The 13,041-nt window shown below is 70.8% G+C and carries 11 protein-coding genes; 6 read left to right on the top strand and 5 right to left on the bottom strand.

The window, feature by feature from the left end; translation table 11 throughout:
• Positions 1 to 52: 52 nt before the first annotated feature.
• From BMZ16_RS10110 to BMZ16_RS10125, 4 genes are read right to left on the bottom strand one after another with little or no spacing between them, the layout of a single operon-like run.
• The gene (locus BMZ16_RS10110; protein ID WP_089800132.1) at positions 53 to 1,774 is read right to left on the bottom strand and encodes a TniQ family protein; all 1,722 of its coding nucleotides are present in this window, start codon (positions 1,772 to 1,774) and stop codon (positions 53 to 55) included.
• Positions 1,743 to 2,810, bottom strand: coding sequence for a TniB family NTP-binding protein (locus BMZ16_RS10115; protein ID WP_089800134.1), 1,068 nt, complete (start codon positions 2,808 to 2,810; stop codon positions 1,743 to 1,745). The genes BMZ16_RS10110 and BMZ16_RS10115 overlap by 32 nt, the downstream gene beginning before the upstream one ends.
• Positions 2,810 to 4,798, bottom strand: coding sequence for a helix-turn-helix domain-containing protein (locus tag BMZ16_RS10120; RefSeq protein WP_089800136.1), 1,989 nt, complete (start codon positions 4,796 to 4,798; stop codon positions 2,810 to 2,812). Before BMZ16_RS10120 ends, BMZ16_RS10115 begins: the two co-directional genes overlap by 1 nt.
• Entirely contained in the window at positions 4,795 to 5,502 is a 708-nt protein-coding gene (locus BMZ16_RS10125; RefSeq protein ID WP_143082792.1) for a TnsA-like heteromeric transposase endonuclease subunit, read from the bottom strand. Before BMZ16_RS10125 ends, BMZ16_RS10120 begins: the two co-directional genes overlap by 4 nt.
• A 301-nt stretch (positions 5,503 to 5,803) precedes the next feature.
• Between BMZ16_RS10125 and dnaK the strand changes: the two genes are divergently transcribed.
• From dnaK to BMZ16_RS10145, 4 genes are all read left to right on the top strand, one after another.
• On the top strand, positions 5,804 to 7,672 hold the full coding sequence (gene dnaK / locus BMZ16_RS10130) for a molecular chaperone DnaK (RefSeq protein WP_089800140.1): 1,869 nt from the start codon (positions 5,804 to 5,806) through the stop codon (positions 7,670 to 7,672).
• A complete protein-coding gene (gene grpE / locus BMZ16_RS10135) occupies positions 7,669 to 8,298 on the top strand; it encodes a nucleotide exchange factor GrpE (protein ID WP_089800142.1) in 630 nt (209 codons plus the stop codon). The genes dnaK and grpE overlap by 4 nt, the downstream gene beginning before the upstream one ends.
• A gap of 124 nt (positions 8,299 to 8,422) precedes the next feature.
• Entirely contained in the window at positions 8,423 to 9,412 is a 990-nt protein-coding gene (locus BMZ16_RS10140) for a DnaJ C-terminal domain-containing protein (protein ID WP_089800144.1), read from the top strand.
• 25 nt (positions 9,413 to 9,437) lie between these two features.
• Positions 9,438 to 9,860: a heat shock protein transcriptional repressor HspR gene (locus BMZ16_RS10145; protein WP_089800145.1), complete on the top strand. Its 423-nt coding sequence runs from the start codon at positions 9,438 to 9,440 to the stop codon at positions 9,858 to 9,860.
• 5 nt (positions 9,861 to 9,865) lie between these two features.
• Here BMZ16_RS10145 and BMZ16_RS10150 read toward each other — a convergent pair whose 3' ends face one another.
• Positions 9,866 to 10,267 carry a hypothetical protein gene (locus BMZ16_RS10150; RefSeq protein ID WP_089800147.1) on the bottom strand — a complete coding sequence of 134 codons (402 nt, stop codon included), beginning with the start codon at positions 10,265 to 10,267 and terminating at the stop codon, positions 9,866 to 9,868.
• A 201-nt stretch (positions 10,268 to 10,468) separates the two neighbouring features.
• Here BMZ16_RS10150 and BMZ16_RS10155 point away from each other — a divergent pair, with 201 nt between their 5' ends.
• Positions 10,469 to 12,316 (top strand): AAA family ATPase, encoded by a 1,848-nt coding sequence (locus tag BMZ16_RS10155; protein WP_255366555.1) that lies wholly within the window; start codon positions 10,469 to 10,471, stop codon positions 12,314 to 12,316.
• A gap of 127 nt (positions 12,317 to 12,443) precedes the next feature.
• Positions 12,444 to 12,674, top strand: a complete 231-nt coding sequence (locus tag BMZ16_RS10160) for a chemotaxis protein CheW (protein WP_089800151.1) — start codon at positions 12,444 to 12,446, stop codon at positions 12,672 to 12,674.
• Positions 12,675 to 13,041 lie beyond the last annotated feature (367 nt).

The raw sequence follows: 13,041 nt of genomic DNA on the forward strand, positions 1-13,041 counted from the left end.
CGCTGGACTGGAGCCAGGAGACGACGGCCGAGACCTCGTCGTCATTAGGCCCTCAAGGTGGACGAGCCGATCGGTCGTCGTCTGAGCACAACCCGAGTTCCTGCCCGATGGCAATGGAGAGACTGCTGGATAGCAGATCGGGCGGTTCTGCGCGTCCCAAGGGCGCCTGGGCGAACGCGGAATGACCGCCCGTGTGGTCGAGCCAGAACCGGCACGCCATCGCCTCGGCGGCCCGAGGCCGGGCGGTGTCACCTAACCGATGTGCCGCCTGTCGGCATGCCCTCAGTAGTTCGTCGACTTCGGCCACTTCGAGACGTCGCCGTTGATAGTCCACGGTCGGCGGTGTTTCATGGATGCGGTGATACAGGTCGTCCAGGGCTGCTAGGTAGGCTGGCCAGAGCTTGGCGTCATAGATCGCCCACCAGTGAGTTCTGAACTGCGTCGCACTCATCGCCGGGAGCCCGAGCGCGATCGCGAGGCGGCCCCACGGTCGGTCGGTGCCGTACCGCGCGAGACACGTCGCTGTGAACGCGCGCCCCAGCGGGGAGTTGATCCCGAGCTCGGGCTTCGCGTCGACGCCGAGCGCACCTTCGTCGACGACCTGCGGGATCCAGGCGAGCGGTAGGGCGCTTCGCCCGTCGGAGGCCTGCAGCAGCCGGGTCGTGGGATTCACGCCGTCGGGGTATCGCGGTCGCTCCGAGCCGAGTCGGTGACTGAGCTCGGCGCCGAGGCTGAACCTGCCGCGAAGACCGGTGAGTGTGATCGCGACGATCAGCGGGTTACGCGGCTTGGAGCGCACGTGCGTGTCACTGGCCAGTGGTGCAAGTTCGTTGTTCTGACCGAAGGCTTGCCGCCGCACGGCTTCGCGGCCGGCGGCGACCAGGCTCGCCGTGCTGAGGACGGCGTCGGCGTCGAGGAGTGCGCCCATGTAGACCTCGAGTCGCGGCGCGCGCGCGGCGTTGACCTTCCGGTCGATGATGGTCAGCCACGCTTCGAGGACCGTTTGGGCGCGACCCAAGGTGCCGCAGCTCTCCACCAGCCCCTCACGGGCTGTGGCCGCTCTCGCCGCCAGGTCGAACAGGTTCGCCTGCGCTTTGACGACCTCGGCGAAGACGGTCGGCGCCTCGATCGTCGCGAAGTCGGTGAGGCACCGCCGGCGGTACCGGCCGCCACTCGACAGGGTGTCGAAGGCGGGGCAGATGGTGACGCCCGTACGACTCGTGTGCCATGCCGTGCCCCCGAACGGCGGCCGATCACACCCCGGGCACTCGACCATCAGCTCGACGCGGTGCTCGATGCACACGAGGTGCAACGGGTCCGTCCATGACTCGCGCCAGTACCCGTCACGTCGCAGACAGTCCGGGCAGAACTTCGTCCGCGACAGTGCGGGAGCGCGTGCTTCAAGCCCGAGCTCACGGCGGTACTCGGCGCGGGCATCCGCCAGCGCGCGGCCGATACCGCCGCGGAGGTCGGAGAGGTCGTCGACCGTGACAGCGAGTCGTTCCGCGACGACTGAGCGCGCTGGTGCCGGCAGCTTGTCCAAGTGCAGGAACCGTTGGGGGAGTACGTCCACGCCAGCGCTTCGGAGCAAGTCACGTGGTGACAGGGCGTACCTGTTCGCGAAGCGGACCAGCCAGGACCCCACGTGCTCGTCGTCGTGCCGCGGGACGGCGATGGGCATGCGGTCGACGACGTAACCGCCGCCCGCCGACCGGAGACGTCGCGCCCCAGCGGCGGGCGGTTCAGCGGCGCGCGGCGCCGGCCTCTGCGGCATTGTCGATCTTGACCCGGTCGATGACGTCGCGGTCGATGGTCTCCGAGCCGCTCCTGGTGGCGCGGAGACACGCGCGGTCGAGCAGATTCGTCAGCGAGGCGATGTTGCCCTGCGTGCGGCGGAAGATCTCGCGGGCGTTGTCGGTGAGCATGCCCTCGCGCGCGTCTGCCAGGACGATGTGCTTCTCGAGGGCCCGGAGCAGCGCCATCCATGCTCGGTAGCCGGCCTCGTTGTCGATCCTGAACGCCTCGACCGCGCACCGTGTCGCTCGCCGACTGGTCTGCGCGTAGGCGGCCTGCTCGCCCATCAGCCCTTCGTCGAAGAACCGCTTCTCGGTGAGGTTCACCCCGGTGTACACGAAAGTCGCGGGCATCTCGTTGACCAGCCACTTGAGGTGGTTCGAGACATCCATGCCGTTGCGGTGCTTGAAGTCGATGAAGTGCAGGTCATCGATGATGATCAACTTGGTCTGACAGGACAGCACGCAGTCGACCGCCAACGCGCCCAGCGTCGAGGTCGAGGCCTTGCGTGCGCCGGGGTGGCCGTAGAACTCCAGGATCTTCATGTTGAGGCCCTTGAGCGTCATACCCGCGGCGAGCGGGACGAAGGCCACAGGTAGGCGCTGGTGGCCCTCCTCCGTCAGCGGGCCGTGGCGGGCGTAGACGCGCCGATGGAAGTCCCGCCCGAACTGCGCCGCGATGGTGGTCTTCCCGTTCCCCGCGGGGGCATCGACGACGGCTGTGCCACGAAGCCGATCGCCGTCGCGTCGCGACGACGCCATGACCTGGTCGAGCACGTCGTACGCGTCCAGGACCTGGAAGGTGTTGATGGTCGGGAGATTGGCGTTCCAGACCATGCGGCACTCGTCGTAGAGCGCCCGCTCCTCGTCACCCAAGCGCTCGAGCTCCGTCCGGTCGAGACGCTCGAGCTGCTCCCGAGGGGCGGCGTTCACGAACGCGTTCCATCCGGACTTGCGTCCCAGCGCGAAGTCCTGCGTGTCGTTGCGCTCGAGCCACAGCGCCCATCGGTTCGTCATCAGTCGAGCACCTCGAACTCGTCGACGGGTTCGTATCGCTCGAAGACATCGAGGTCATCGGCTGGTTGCGACCGCGCAGCTCGCCGCTCGAGCAGGTTGATGACCCCGGGAAGGGCCGCGATCTGTCTCGCGTCACCATCGACGTCGTGCGAGGGCTGGGCGGCGAGTCGGCGGGCGAGGCTCTGGTGGCGGCGGGTCGTCACCTCTCCGCGCTGCCAGGCCGCGAGGAGCTCGTGAACCGCGGCGGAGGGGTTGTCGACGTGTGTGCCGTGCAGCGCTACCCGCTTGGCGTACTCGACCGCCTCGAGACTGAAGGGAGCCTTAAGGGAGGGCGCGTGCTCCCACTTCAACTCGTTCCATGAGTCGTCGCCGGGGTCGCGGAACCACACGTGTCGCACGTCGTGCACATCGACGTGGAGCGGCCACTTGCCCGCGTACGCGCCGCCGTAGGTCGACTTCAGGTTGCGGTACGGGCTCAGAGCCTCGCCGTCGTAGCGCAGCCCGTTGACCTCGACCCCGTAGTGCTGGATCGTCCGCCACTTCACGTCCAGGAATTCGAACGCGAGATCCCGGGCCGCAGGCAGCATCAGCCCGCCGATCCGGGTGAGGCCGATCTCGAACATCTGGGCCGGAGTGAAGCGCGCCCGCGGGATCTCCGCGATCGCCAGCCCGTCGTGCTCCGTGTGGTGATACACGGTCGCGACCCACTCACGGATGATCTGCTCGAGCTCGGCGACGTAGTAGAAGGCGCCTTGCTCGACGCGCTCGCCGCGCGAGTAGACGTCTGGCCCCTTGTATCCAGGCAGGTGCTGCAGGAGCGACTCGCGGAGCGTCTTAAAGAACCGTTCGATCGTCGGCTTGTCCGTCGGCTTGTGCGGGATGGCCGGCTGCACGCAGATCCCGAGGCGTGCGCATGCCCCGATGACGTGGGCGGACATGTACTGCTTGCCGTGGTCGGTCACGATCGTGTCAGGGACGATGGCTGGCAGGCCGCCCTGGCGCTCTTGATGCACGCCGTCAGGTTCCTCGGTCCCGACCAGGAGGTTGGATGGGACGCCGTGGTAGGGCCAGGTCTGTCCCGATCCGCTCTGAGGTAGCAGGCACTGGAACAGCACGTTCGCCACGTCGATCGCCTTCGTCGACACCGGGGTGAGCCGCAGTCCGAGGACACTCCGGGACATCAGGTCCATCGCGACGGTCAGCTGCACGGGAACCCAGCGTCCCGTCACGGGCTCCATGGCGAAGACGTCGAGGGAGTTGGTGTCGAGCACCACGTACTCGCCCGGTCGATCCGCTCGAAGACGCCCGAGCACGCCGTCCGGACGAGCAGCGACAGATCGACGGGCCTTCGCCGAGCCGAACGTGTAGCGGCCCTTCTCGAGCTCCTTGAGGCGCCGGTAGGCAGTAGCCCGGTGGGGCAGCGCCACGTCGCGGCCGTGCTGCGCGACCACGCGACGGCTGACCTCGTCGATCACAGCGCCCTGGGTCGGCGTCGACTTGTTCGTGTACTGCTTCAGCACGTCCAGACAGACAGCGTCCCAACGCGGGTCCACGCGCGGAGTGCGTCGCTGTGTCGCGGTGGCGTTCACGAGCCCAGCGACGCCTCGTTCACGGAATGCCGCCACTCGCCGCCGGACAGTGCGGACGTCGACACCGAGCTCGCGTGCGGCATCGTCCATCCGTGGTCCCCATGGTCCGTCACCTTCGAGCAGGTGGGTGATGACGCGCGCCGTCTCCTCGACCGAGGCGCGTGCCGACTGCGAGAGCGACGAGAGTGCGATGGACCCGAGCGGATCGCCGCCGTACTCCGACGCTCCTGGATCGAGGATCCGCAGCCCGTCGATGAGGTTCCCGAAGGGGACACGCGCGACGTTGGTATCGAGCCGCAGGACAACGTCGTGAGGGTGCACCGCTTCGACCCGCCAGAGCGCGCCCTCCCACCAGACGGTGGAGCCTGGGCGGACCTCGACAGTGCCGTTCTGCCTCATGCGTGCGTCACCCACGTCCTGGAGTCGAGCGGAGTCGAGAGGTCGCAGCCCAGTCGGTGCCACCAGAGAGCCGCGAGGATCGCCGACCTCGCGGCGCCCGGCAGGGAACGGCGCAGCTCCTGCTCGAGGTGACCGAGCGCGGCCCCGCCCGGGGGGCAGGCCTCGACGGCGGCCTCGATGAGCGAGGGGCCGATCAGAACTGACCGTCGTGCGGCACCGAGGAGGCGCACGTTGCGCAAGGTCGCCTTGGGAGCGCCCATCCAGACGAGGTACTCCCACCCCCGCTCCTGCATGACGCGAGCGGTCCAGTTCAACGACTCACGCACGGCGGGCTTCTTCAGCATCTCCTCGGGCTTCACGTCGACCACGACGACGCGCCCATCGGCCATGACGCACAGGAAGTCCGGGTACCGCGTTCTGGTCCGCCCGCCGTCGTCACCGACGACGTAAAGGGGCTGTGCCGCGATCCCGACCACGTCCGGGTCGAAGTCAGCCAGCCACAGCCACGAGAGCTCGAGCCTGCTCTCGTAGACGACGTGCGCCCGCATCGTCGACGACCAGAACAGGCCCGGGTAGTTCGTCTGCCCGGCGTACGAGGGCGGGATGCGCACTGGGGTGCCCTGCACCGCCTCGAGGGCGTCGATGCCCGCGAGCGGTGCCTCGCGCTCGAGGCCGTCCGCCGTCAGGTACATCGCTCGGGTCACAGCCGTGCCCACCTGCACAGGATGGCGCGCGGACACGCTAACGCGACGCCGGACACGCACCGGACACGCTAACGCGAATCGGACAAGCCCAATGCGAACCCACAGCCGGCGGTGACAGGACGCGAGGCCACCGGGGGAACAAACTGCGCCCCCCCAAGGTTGAGCCCATCAGACTCAACTTCCGCCGTCTCCAGTTGCCCCGGGACCCCGTCCCACCGCAGACTTGAGCCCGGCGGACTCAAGACGTCTCACAGACCACAGCACGTCGGAGCCCACACGGCTCCAGGAAGAAGGCACACACATGGCACGAGCAGTCGGCATCGACCTCGGCACCACGAACTCGGTGGTCGCCACCCTCGAGGGCGGCGAGCCCACCGTCATCGCGAACGCGGAGGGGTCGCGCACGACTCCGTCCGTGGTCGCGTTCTCCAAGACCGGCGAGGTGCTCGTCGGTGAGGTCGCCAAGCGCCAGGCCGTCACCAACGTCGACCGGACCATCTCGTCCGTCAAGCGCCACATGGGCACGGACTGGTCCGTCACCATCGACGACAAGAAGTACACGGCGCAGGAGATCAGCGCCCGCATCCTCGGCAAGCTCAAGCGCGACGCCGAGGCGTACCTGGGCGAGCCGGTCACGGACGCGGTCATCACGGTCCCGGCGTACTTCAACGACGCCGAGCGTCAGGCGACGAAGGACGCGGGCACCATCGCGGGCCTCAACGTCCTGCGCATCATCAACGAGCCCACCGCCGCGGCCCTCGCCTACGGGCTCGAGCGCGGCAAGGAGGACGAGAACATCCTCGTCTTCGACCTGGGTGGTGGCACGTTCGACGTGTCCCTGCTGGAGGTCGGCAAGGACGACGACGGCTTCTCGACGATCGAGGTCCGCGCGACCGCCGGTGACAACCGCCTCGGCGGTGACGACTGGGACGCCGCGATCGTGGCGCACCTGGTCACCGAGGTGAAGAACACCACGGGCGTCGACCTGTCGAAGGACAAGATCGCCCTGCAGCGTCTGCGTGAGGCGGCGGAGCAGGCCAAGAAGGAGCTGTCGTCCGCGACGAGCACCAACATCTCGCTGCAGTACCTGTCGATGAGCGAGAACGGCCCCATCCACCTGGACACCAAGCTGACGCGCGCGCAGTTCCAGCAGATGACGCAGTCGCTGCTCGACCGCGTGAAGGCGCCGTTCCACCAGGTCATCCGCGACGCGGGCATCTCCGTCAAGGACATCGACCACGTCGTGCTCGTCGGTGGCTCGACGCGCATGCCGGCCGTCTCCGAGGTCGTCACCGAGCTCACGGGCGGCAAGGAGCCCAACAAGGGCGTCAACCCGGACGAGGTCGTGGCCGTCGGTGCCGCGCTGCAGGCCGGCGTCATGAAGGGCGACCGCAAGGACGTCCTGCTCATCGACGTGACCCCGCTGTCCCTCGGCATCGAGACCAAGGGCGGGGTGATGACCAAGCTCATCGAGCGCAACACGGCCATCCCCACCAAGCGGTCGGAGATCTTCTCCACGGCCGAGGACAACCAGCCGTCCGTCCTCATCCAGGTGTTCCAGGGTGAGCGCGAGTTCGCCCGGGACAACAAGCCGCTGGGCACGTTCGAGCTGACCGGCATCGCGCCGGCCCCACGCGGCATGCCGCAGATCGAGGTCACCTTCGACATCGACGCGAACGGCATCGTGCACGTGTCCGCCAAGGACCGCGGCACGGGCAAGGAGCAGTCGATGACGATCACCGGCGGGTCGGCCCTCCCCAAGGAGGACATCGACCGCATGGTGAAGGACGCCGAGGAGCACGCCGCCGAGGACAAGCGCCGCCGCGAGGAGGCCGAGACCCGCAACACCGCGGAGCAGCTCGTCTACCAGACGGAGAAGCTGCTGGTCGACAACGCGGACAAGCTCTCGGACGACGTCAAGACCGAGGTCCAGACGGCCGTCACCGAGCTGAAGACCGCCCTCGAGGGCACCGACGTCGAGGCCGTCAAGGCCAAGCACTCGGCGCTGCTCACGGCGAGCCAGAAGATCGGCGAGGCGCTGTACGCCAACCAGTCGGCGGCGCCGGCCGCTGACGAGGCCCCGGCGGGCGCCGGCTCGACGTCCTCGACGACCTCCGACGAGGACGTCGTCGACGCCGAGATCGTCGACGACGAGGACGACAAGAAGTGACCGAGGAGCGCTCGGGGTCGGGCACGCCCGACCCCGAGGACACCCCGCGGTTCACCGACAAGCGCCGCGTCGACCCGGAGACGGGCGAGCTGCGCGAGCCGACGCCCGAGGAGGCCGTGCTGGCCGAGGCCGAGCAGGTCACGACGGAGGCCGAGGAGTCGGTCGTCCTGGAGGGCCTGGTCGAGGCCGAGAAGCTCGCGGCCGAGCGGCTCGAGGAGCTGCAGCGCGCACAGGCGGCGCTGTACAACCTCGAGCAGCAGTACAACGGCTACGTGAAGCGGTCCAAGGCCGAGACGGTGGCGGCGCACGACCGTGGCGTCGCGACCGTCGGCGAGGCGCTGATCCCGGTCCTCGACGACATCGACCTGGCCCGTCGCCACGGCGACCTCACCGGTCCGTTCGCGTCGATCGCCGAGAAGCTGGAGGGCACGCTCTTCCGCCTCGGCATCGAGCGCTACGGCACCGAGGGCGACCCGTTCGACCCGGCCGTGCACGAGGCGCTCATGCACTCGCACTCCGACGAGGTCACGGTGGCCACCGTGCAGCAGGTGCTGCAGCCCGGCTACCGCACCCCGGAGCGGATCCTGCGGGCCGCGCGCGTCGCGGTCGTGGACCCGGAGGCCTGAGGAGCACCATCATCAGCACCGAGCGACGTGGGGGCGGCGGCCGGGCGACCGGCCGCCGCCTCCGCGGCACCAGGAGAACCACCACGACCACGCACCACAGCACGCGAACCAGGAGGGAGGCGCCGTGACCGGCCAGGACTGGATCGAGAAGGACTTCTACGCCGTGCTCGGCGTCGCCAAGGACGCCGACGCCGCGACCATCAAGAAGGCGTACCGCAAGCTCGCCCGCCAGCTGCACCCCGACCAGAACCCGGGTGACGCGAAGGCGGAGGCGCGGTTCAAGGACATCGGCGAGGCGTACGCGGTCCTGTCGGACCCCGAGCAGCGCCAGCAGTACGACCAGCTGCGGGCCATGGCCGGCGGCGCCCGCTTCACCGCGGGCGGCCGCGGGGCCGGCGGCACCGCGGGGTTCGAGGACGTGTTCGGCGGCATGTTCGGCGGCGGGGCCAACGGCCCCGGCGGGCGGGTGCGGTACTCCACCGGCGGCGCCGGTGGTGCAGGCTTCGAGGACATCCTCGGCGGCCTGTTCGGCGGTGCCGGCGGTTTCGGTGCGGCCCGCGGCCCGCAGCGCGGCACGGACCTCACGGCCACGACCACGCTGCCGTTCCGCACGGCCGTCGAGGGATCGACCATCTCGCTGTCCGTCGAGGGCCGCACGGTCAACGCCCGCATCCCCGCCGGGGTGCGCGACGGCCAGAAGATCCGCCTGCGCGGCAAGGGGCGTCCCGGTGACGCCGGCGCGCCCGCGGGTGACCTGGTGATCACGGTGCACGTCGAGCCGCACCCGGTCTTCAGCATCGACGGCGACAACCTGCGCGTCACCGTGCCCGTCGCCTTCGACGAGGCCGCCCTCGGCGCCACGATCGACGTCCCCACGCTCGACGGCTCGACCGTGCGCGTGAAGGTCCCGGCCGGGACGCCGTCGGGCCGCACGCTGCGGGTCAAGGGCAAGGGCGTGACGACGTCGCGGCACACGGGCGACCTGCTGGTGAGCGTGCAGGTCGTCGTGCCGCAGAAGCTGTCCGGCGCGGCCAAGGAGGCCGTGCAGGCGTTCGGCATCGCGACGTCCGGGCAGGACGTACGGGCCGACCTGATGGCGCAGGCCAGACGCTGACCTGCGGAGCCGGTGAGGAGGCGTGATGGACGAGGACTCCAAGGTCTACGTGATCTCCGTCGCCGCCGAGCTCGCGGGCATGCACCCGCAGACCCTGCGGCAGTACGACCGCCTCGGCCTGGTGCGGCCGGCGCGCACGCGCGGGCGCGGGCGGCGCTACTCGCCGCGGGACATCCGTGCGCTGCGCGAGATCCAGCGGCTGTCCCAGGAGGGCGTCAACCTGGCGGGCATCAAGCGCATCCTCGAGCTCGAGGAGGAGGCCCGCGCGCTGCGCCGGCAGGTCGAGTTCCTGCGCACGCTGGTCGACCCGGGCCGCCGCGTGTTCCGGGCCGACCCGACCGGCAACGTCGTCGCCGACCGGCTGCACCCGCTGGCCGAGGCGACCCCGCCGCGGCCCACACGCTGGGTGCCGCGGCAGCTGACGTCGGGCGTGACGCGCCGCGACTGAGGGCGTCAGACCCAGCGCCAGCGCACCCGGGCCGGCCCGCCGCCGTTCAGCTCGCGGACCCGACGCGTCGCGTGCGGCAGCCACCGGTAGCGCTCGTAGCCGCCGCGGCCCGTGTCGACGACCCACGGCAGCAGCCCGACGAACCGGGCGAGCAGCAGGGCGAGCGCGACGAGCGCGACGATCCACAGCTCGAGCACCACGAGCGCCAGCGCGACGACGACCAGCAGCAGGGCGACCGCGCCCAGGACCGCGACGACGAGCGCGACGACCCCGCCGAGCAGCTCGGTGCCGCTGAACAGCGCGAAGTCGACGTCCGGACCCTTGTAGCGGCGTCGCGGCCGCCACGGGAGCACCCGCAGGTCGATCACCGCCGCGGGCTGCGTGGCCGAACCGTCCGTCGTCGTCATCCCGCCCACCTCTCGTCCGGAGTCGGGCAGGCTACCGACCGCGGGGCCCGTGACCGAGGAGGCCCGCTCGCGCGTTGGGCCGGACGGGTGACAGCGGGCCGAAGCGATTGTTCGAAACGGACAATCCGGACGACGATGGCCCGACCACCGCGGCTGCGGCGGCCGGGCACCGCGGGCCGTCGCCTCATGAAGGGTCCGCCCGTGACCGACGCCCCCGCCAGGCCCCTGCTCGGCGCGCACGACATCGCCGTCGACCGCGAGCGGGTGCGTCGTCGCCGCGTGATCCGCCTCTGCCTGGTGGTCCTGGTGCTCGAGGCGTACGTCGTGTGGTCGGCGCTCGCCGGTCGGCCGCTGGTGGTGCTGCCCGACGTCGACCCGCTGGTCGTCGCGCCGGTGCTGTTCTTCGTCGCCCTGATCGCGCTGCTGGTGGGCACCCAGGTCGGTGCCGGGCGGTCCCCGCACGTCACGTACCGCCCGGAGCAGGTCGACGTCACGCTGGACGACGTCGTCGGCATCGACCCGATCGTCGACGACGTGCGCCGCTCCATCGACCTGTTCCAGACGCACCGGCGCTTCGCCGACCAGATGGGCGGCACACCGCGACGCGGCATCCTCTTCGAGGGGCCGCCCGGGACGGGCAAGACGCTGACCGCCAAGGCGATGGCGGCCGAGGCCGGGGTGCCGTTCCTCTTCGTCTCCGCGACGAGCTTCCAGTCCATGTACTACGGCGCGACGGCCCGCAAGATCCGGACGTACTTCAAGGCGCTGCGCCAGGCCGCGCGCACCGAGGGCGGCGCGATCGGCTTCATCGAGGAGATCGACGCGATCGCCCTGCGCCGCGGTGGCCTGCTCGGTGCGGACCCCACGGCGGCGTTCGTGGCGCTGCCGTCGCGGTCGTCGCTGCTGGCGGGCCAGGGGGTGGTGCGCAACGCGATGGTCTCCGAGGGCACGGGCGGCGTCGTCAACGAGCTGCTGGTCCAGATGCAGTCCTTCGACCAGCCGGTCGGTGCGGACCGCTTCTACAACGCGCTGGTCGCCGCCGTGAACCTGCTGCTGCCGGCGCAGCGCCAGCTCAAGCAGCGCCGCCCCACGCGCGCGCCGATCCTGCTCATCGCCGCGACCAACCGCGCGGACCACCTCGACCCGGCGCTGCTGCGGCCGGGTCGTTTCGACCGGCGGCTGACGTTCAACCCGCCGGACGCGCACGGACGGCGGGCCCTCGTCGACCACTTCCTCGCCCGGCGTTCCCACCACGCCGAGCTCGACGAGCCCGCCGTCCGTGACCGCGTCGCCGCCGCGACCAACGGGTGGACCCCCGTCATGGTCGAGCACCTGCTCGACGAGGCGCTCGTCAACGCGCTACGGCGTGGCGACGACGCGATGACGTTCGTCGACGTCGAGCAGGCGCGCATCACCGAGCTCGTCGGCCTGGGGCACCCCGTGACCTACACCGCGGGGGAGCGTGCGCTCATCGCGACGCACGAGGCCGGCCACGCGGTCACGGCGTGGCTGGTGGCGCCCAACCGCACGCTCGAGGTGCTGACCATCGTCAAGCGCGGCTCCGCGCTGGGGCTGCTCGCGCACGGCGACTGCGAGGAGGTGTACACCCGCACGCAGGACGACCTGCGGGCGCTGGTGCAGATCGCGATGGGCGGCTGGGTGGCCGAGGAGCTGTTCTTCGGCCAGACGACGACCGGCCCGGCGTCCGACCTGGCGGCGGCGACCCGCACGGCCGCGCAGATGGTCGGCGCGGCGGGGATGACCGGCTCGCTCGTGTCGTTCGCGGCCACCGACCGGGACCTCGTCACCGCGGTGATCGGCGACCCGGCGGCACGGGCGCGGCTGGAGGACGTGCTGGACAGCGCCCGGGCCACGGTGCGGCGGCTGCTGGCGAGCAACCGGGACCTGGTCGAGGCGCTGCGCGACGCGCTGCTCGACCGGTACGAGCTGGTCGGCGAGGAGATCACGTCGGTGCTCGAGAAGGCGGTCGCGGCCCGGCCCGACGGTGTGCGACAGGCCCCGCCGGCGGAGCACCTGCGCATCGCCTGACGGCGCCCCCAGGCGGGCAGCGGCCCGGGGACGAAGGTCCCGGGTGCCCGCGGGGACCCGTTGGGACCATCGAAGGGCCGGTGACCCCGGCACCCCGCTGTCCTCGCACCTACAGGAGCGTGTCGCCGTGTCCGCTGTCACCTGGAACCGTCCTGTGACGGCTGCCCGCCCGCTCCCGCTGCGCACCCGCGTGCGCCACGTGGTGGACACCGTGCGCTGGGCACCGGCGCCGTACTTCGAGGGCTCGGTGCGGCAGCGCGTGCGCTACGTCGCCTACCTGCTGGGGTCCGTGCTCGCCTGGACGGTCGGCAGCCTCGCCGTGCTGGCCGTGATCGGGCGGGCTCTCGCGTCGGTCTGACGCCCTCGACACCGTGCCGGGCGTGCAAGGGCGCCCTCCCGGTGCGGCCCGTACCCGTGCGCCGTGACGCGCGCACCGCGGCAGCCGTCCGCCTGACCGGGTAGCCCCGGGTCGGGCGGACGGTCGCACAGGGTGTCGCACGCAACTGCGCGCCCGAGGTCCCGGCATAGCGGACAACGCTCCCGAAGTCCCTGTGGACGGGGGTGGGGACGACCGGCCCTGCCCTGTGCACGTCGCTGTGGGTCCTCCCGGCGTGTCGTGTGGCGGACGTGCGTCGTCGCACGTCAGCGGCCCCGCGGGATGTCCACAGGCGGTGGGCCGCGGGCCCCACAGGGTGAAGAATGACACGGCCGTAACACAACACTTA

The sequence above is a fragment of the Cellulomonas sp. KH9 genome (assembly GCF_900114185.1).
Classification (GTDB): Bacteria; Actinomycetota; Actinomycetes; order Actinomycetales; family Cellulomonadaceae; genus Cellulomonas.

Coding starts and splice junctions, on each gene's coding strand:
- BMZ16_RS10115 (WP_089800134.1), bottom strand. CDS start 2,810: ATGACGAACCGATGGGCGCTGTGGCTCGAGCGCAACGACACGCAGGAC.
- BMZ16_RS10110 (WP_089800132.1), bottom strand. CDS start 1,774: ATGCCGCAGAGGCCGGCGCCGCGCGCCGCTGAACCGCCCGCCGCTGGG.
- dnaK (WP_089800140.1), top strand. CDS start 5,804: ATGGCACGAGCAGTCGGCATCGACCTCGGCACCACGAACTCGGTGGTC.
- BMZ16_RS10150 (WP_089800147.1), bottom strand. CDS start 10,267: ATGACGACGACGGACGGTTCGGCCACGCAGCCCGCGGCGGTGATCGAC.
- BMZ16_RS10120 (WP_089800136.1), bottom strand. CDS start 4,798: ATGAGGCAGAACGGCACTGTCGAGGTCCGCCCAGGCTCCACCGTCTGG.
- BMZ16_RS10145 (WP_089800145.1), top strand. CDS start 9,438: ATGGACGAGGACTCCAAGGTCTACGTGATCTCCGTCGCCGCCGAGCTC.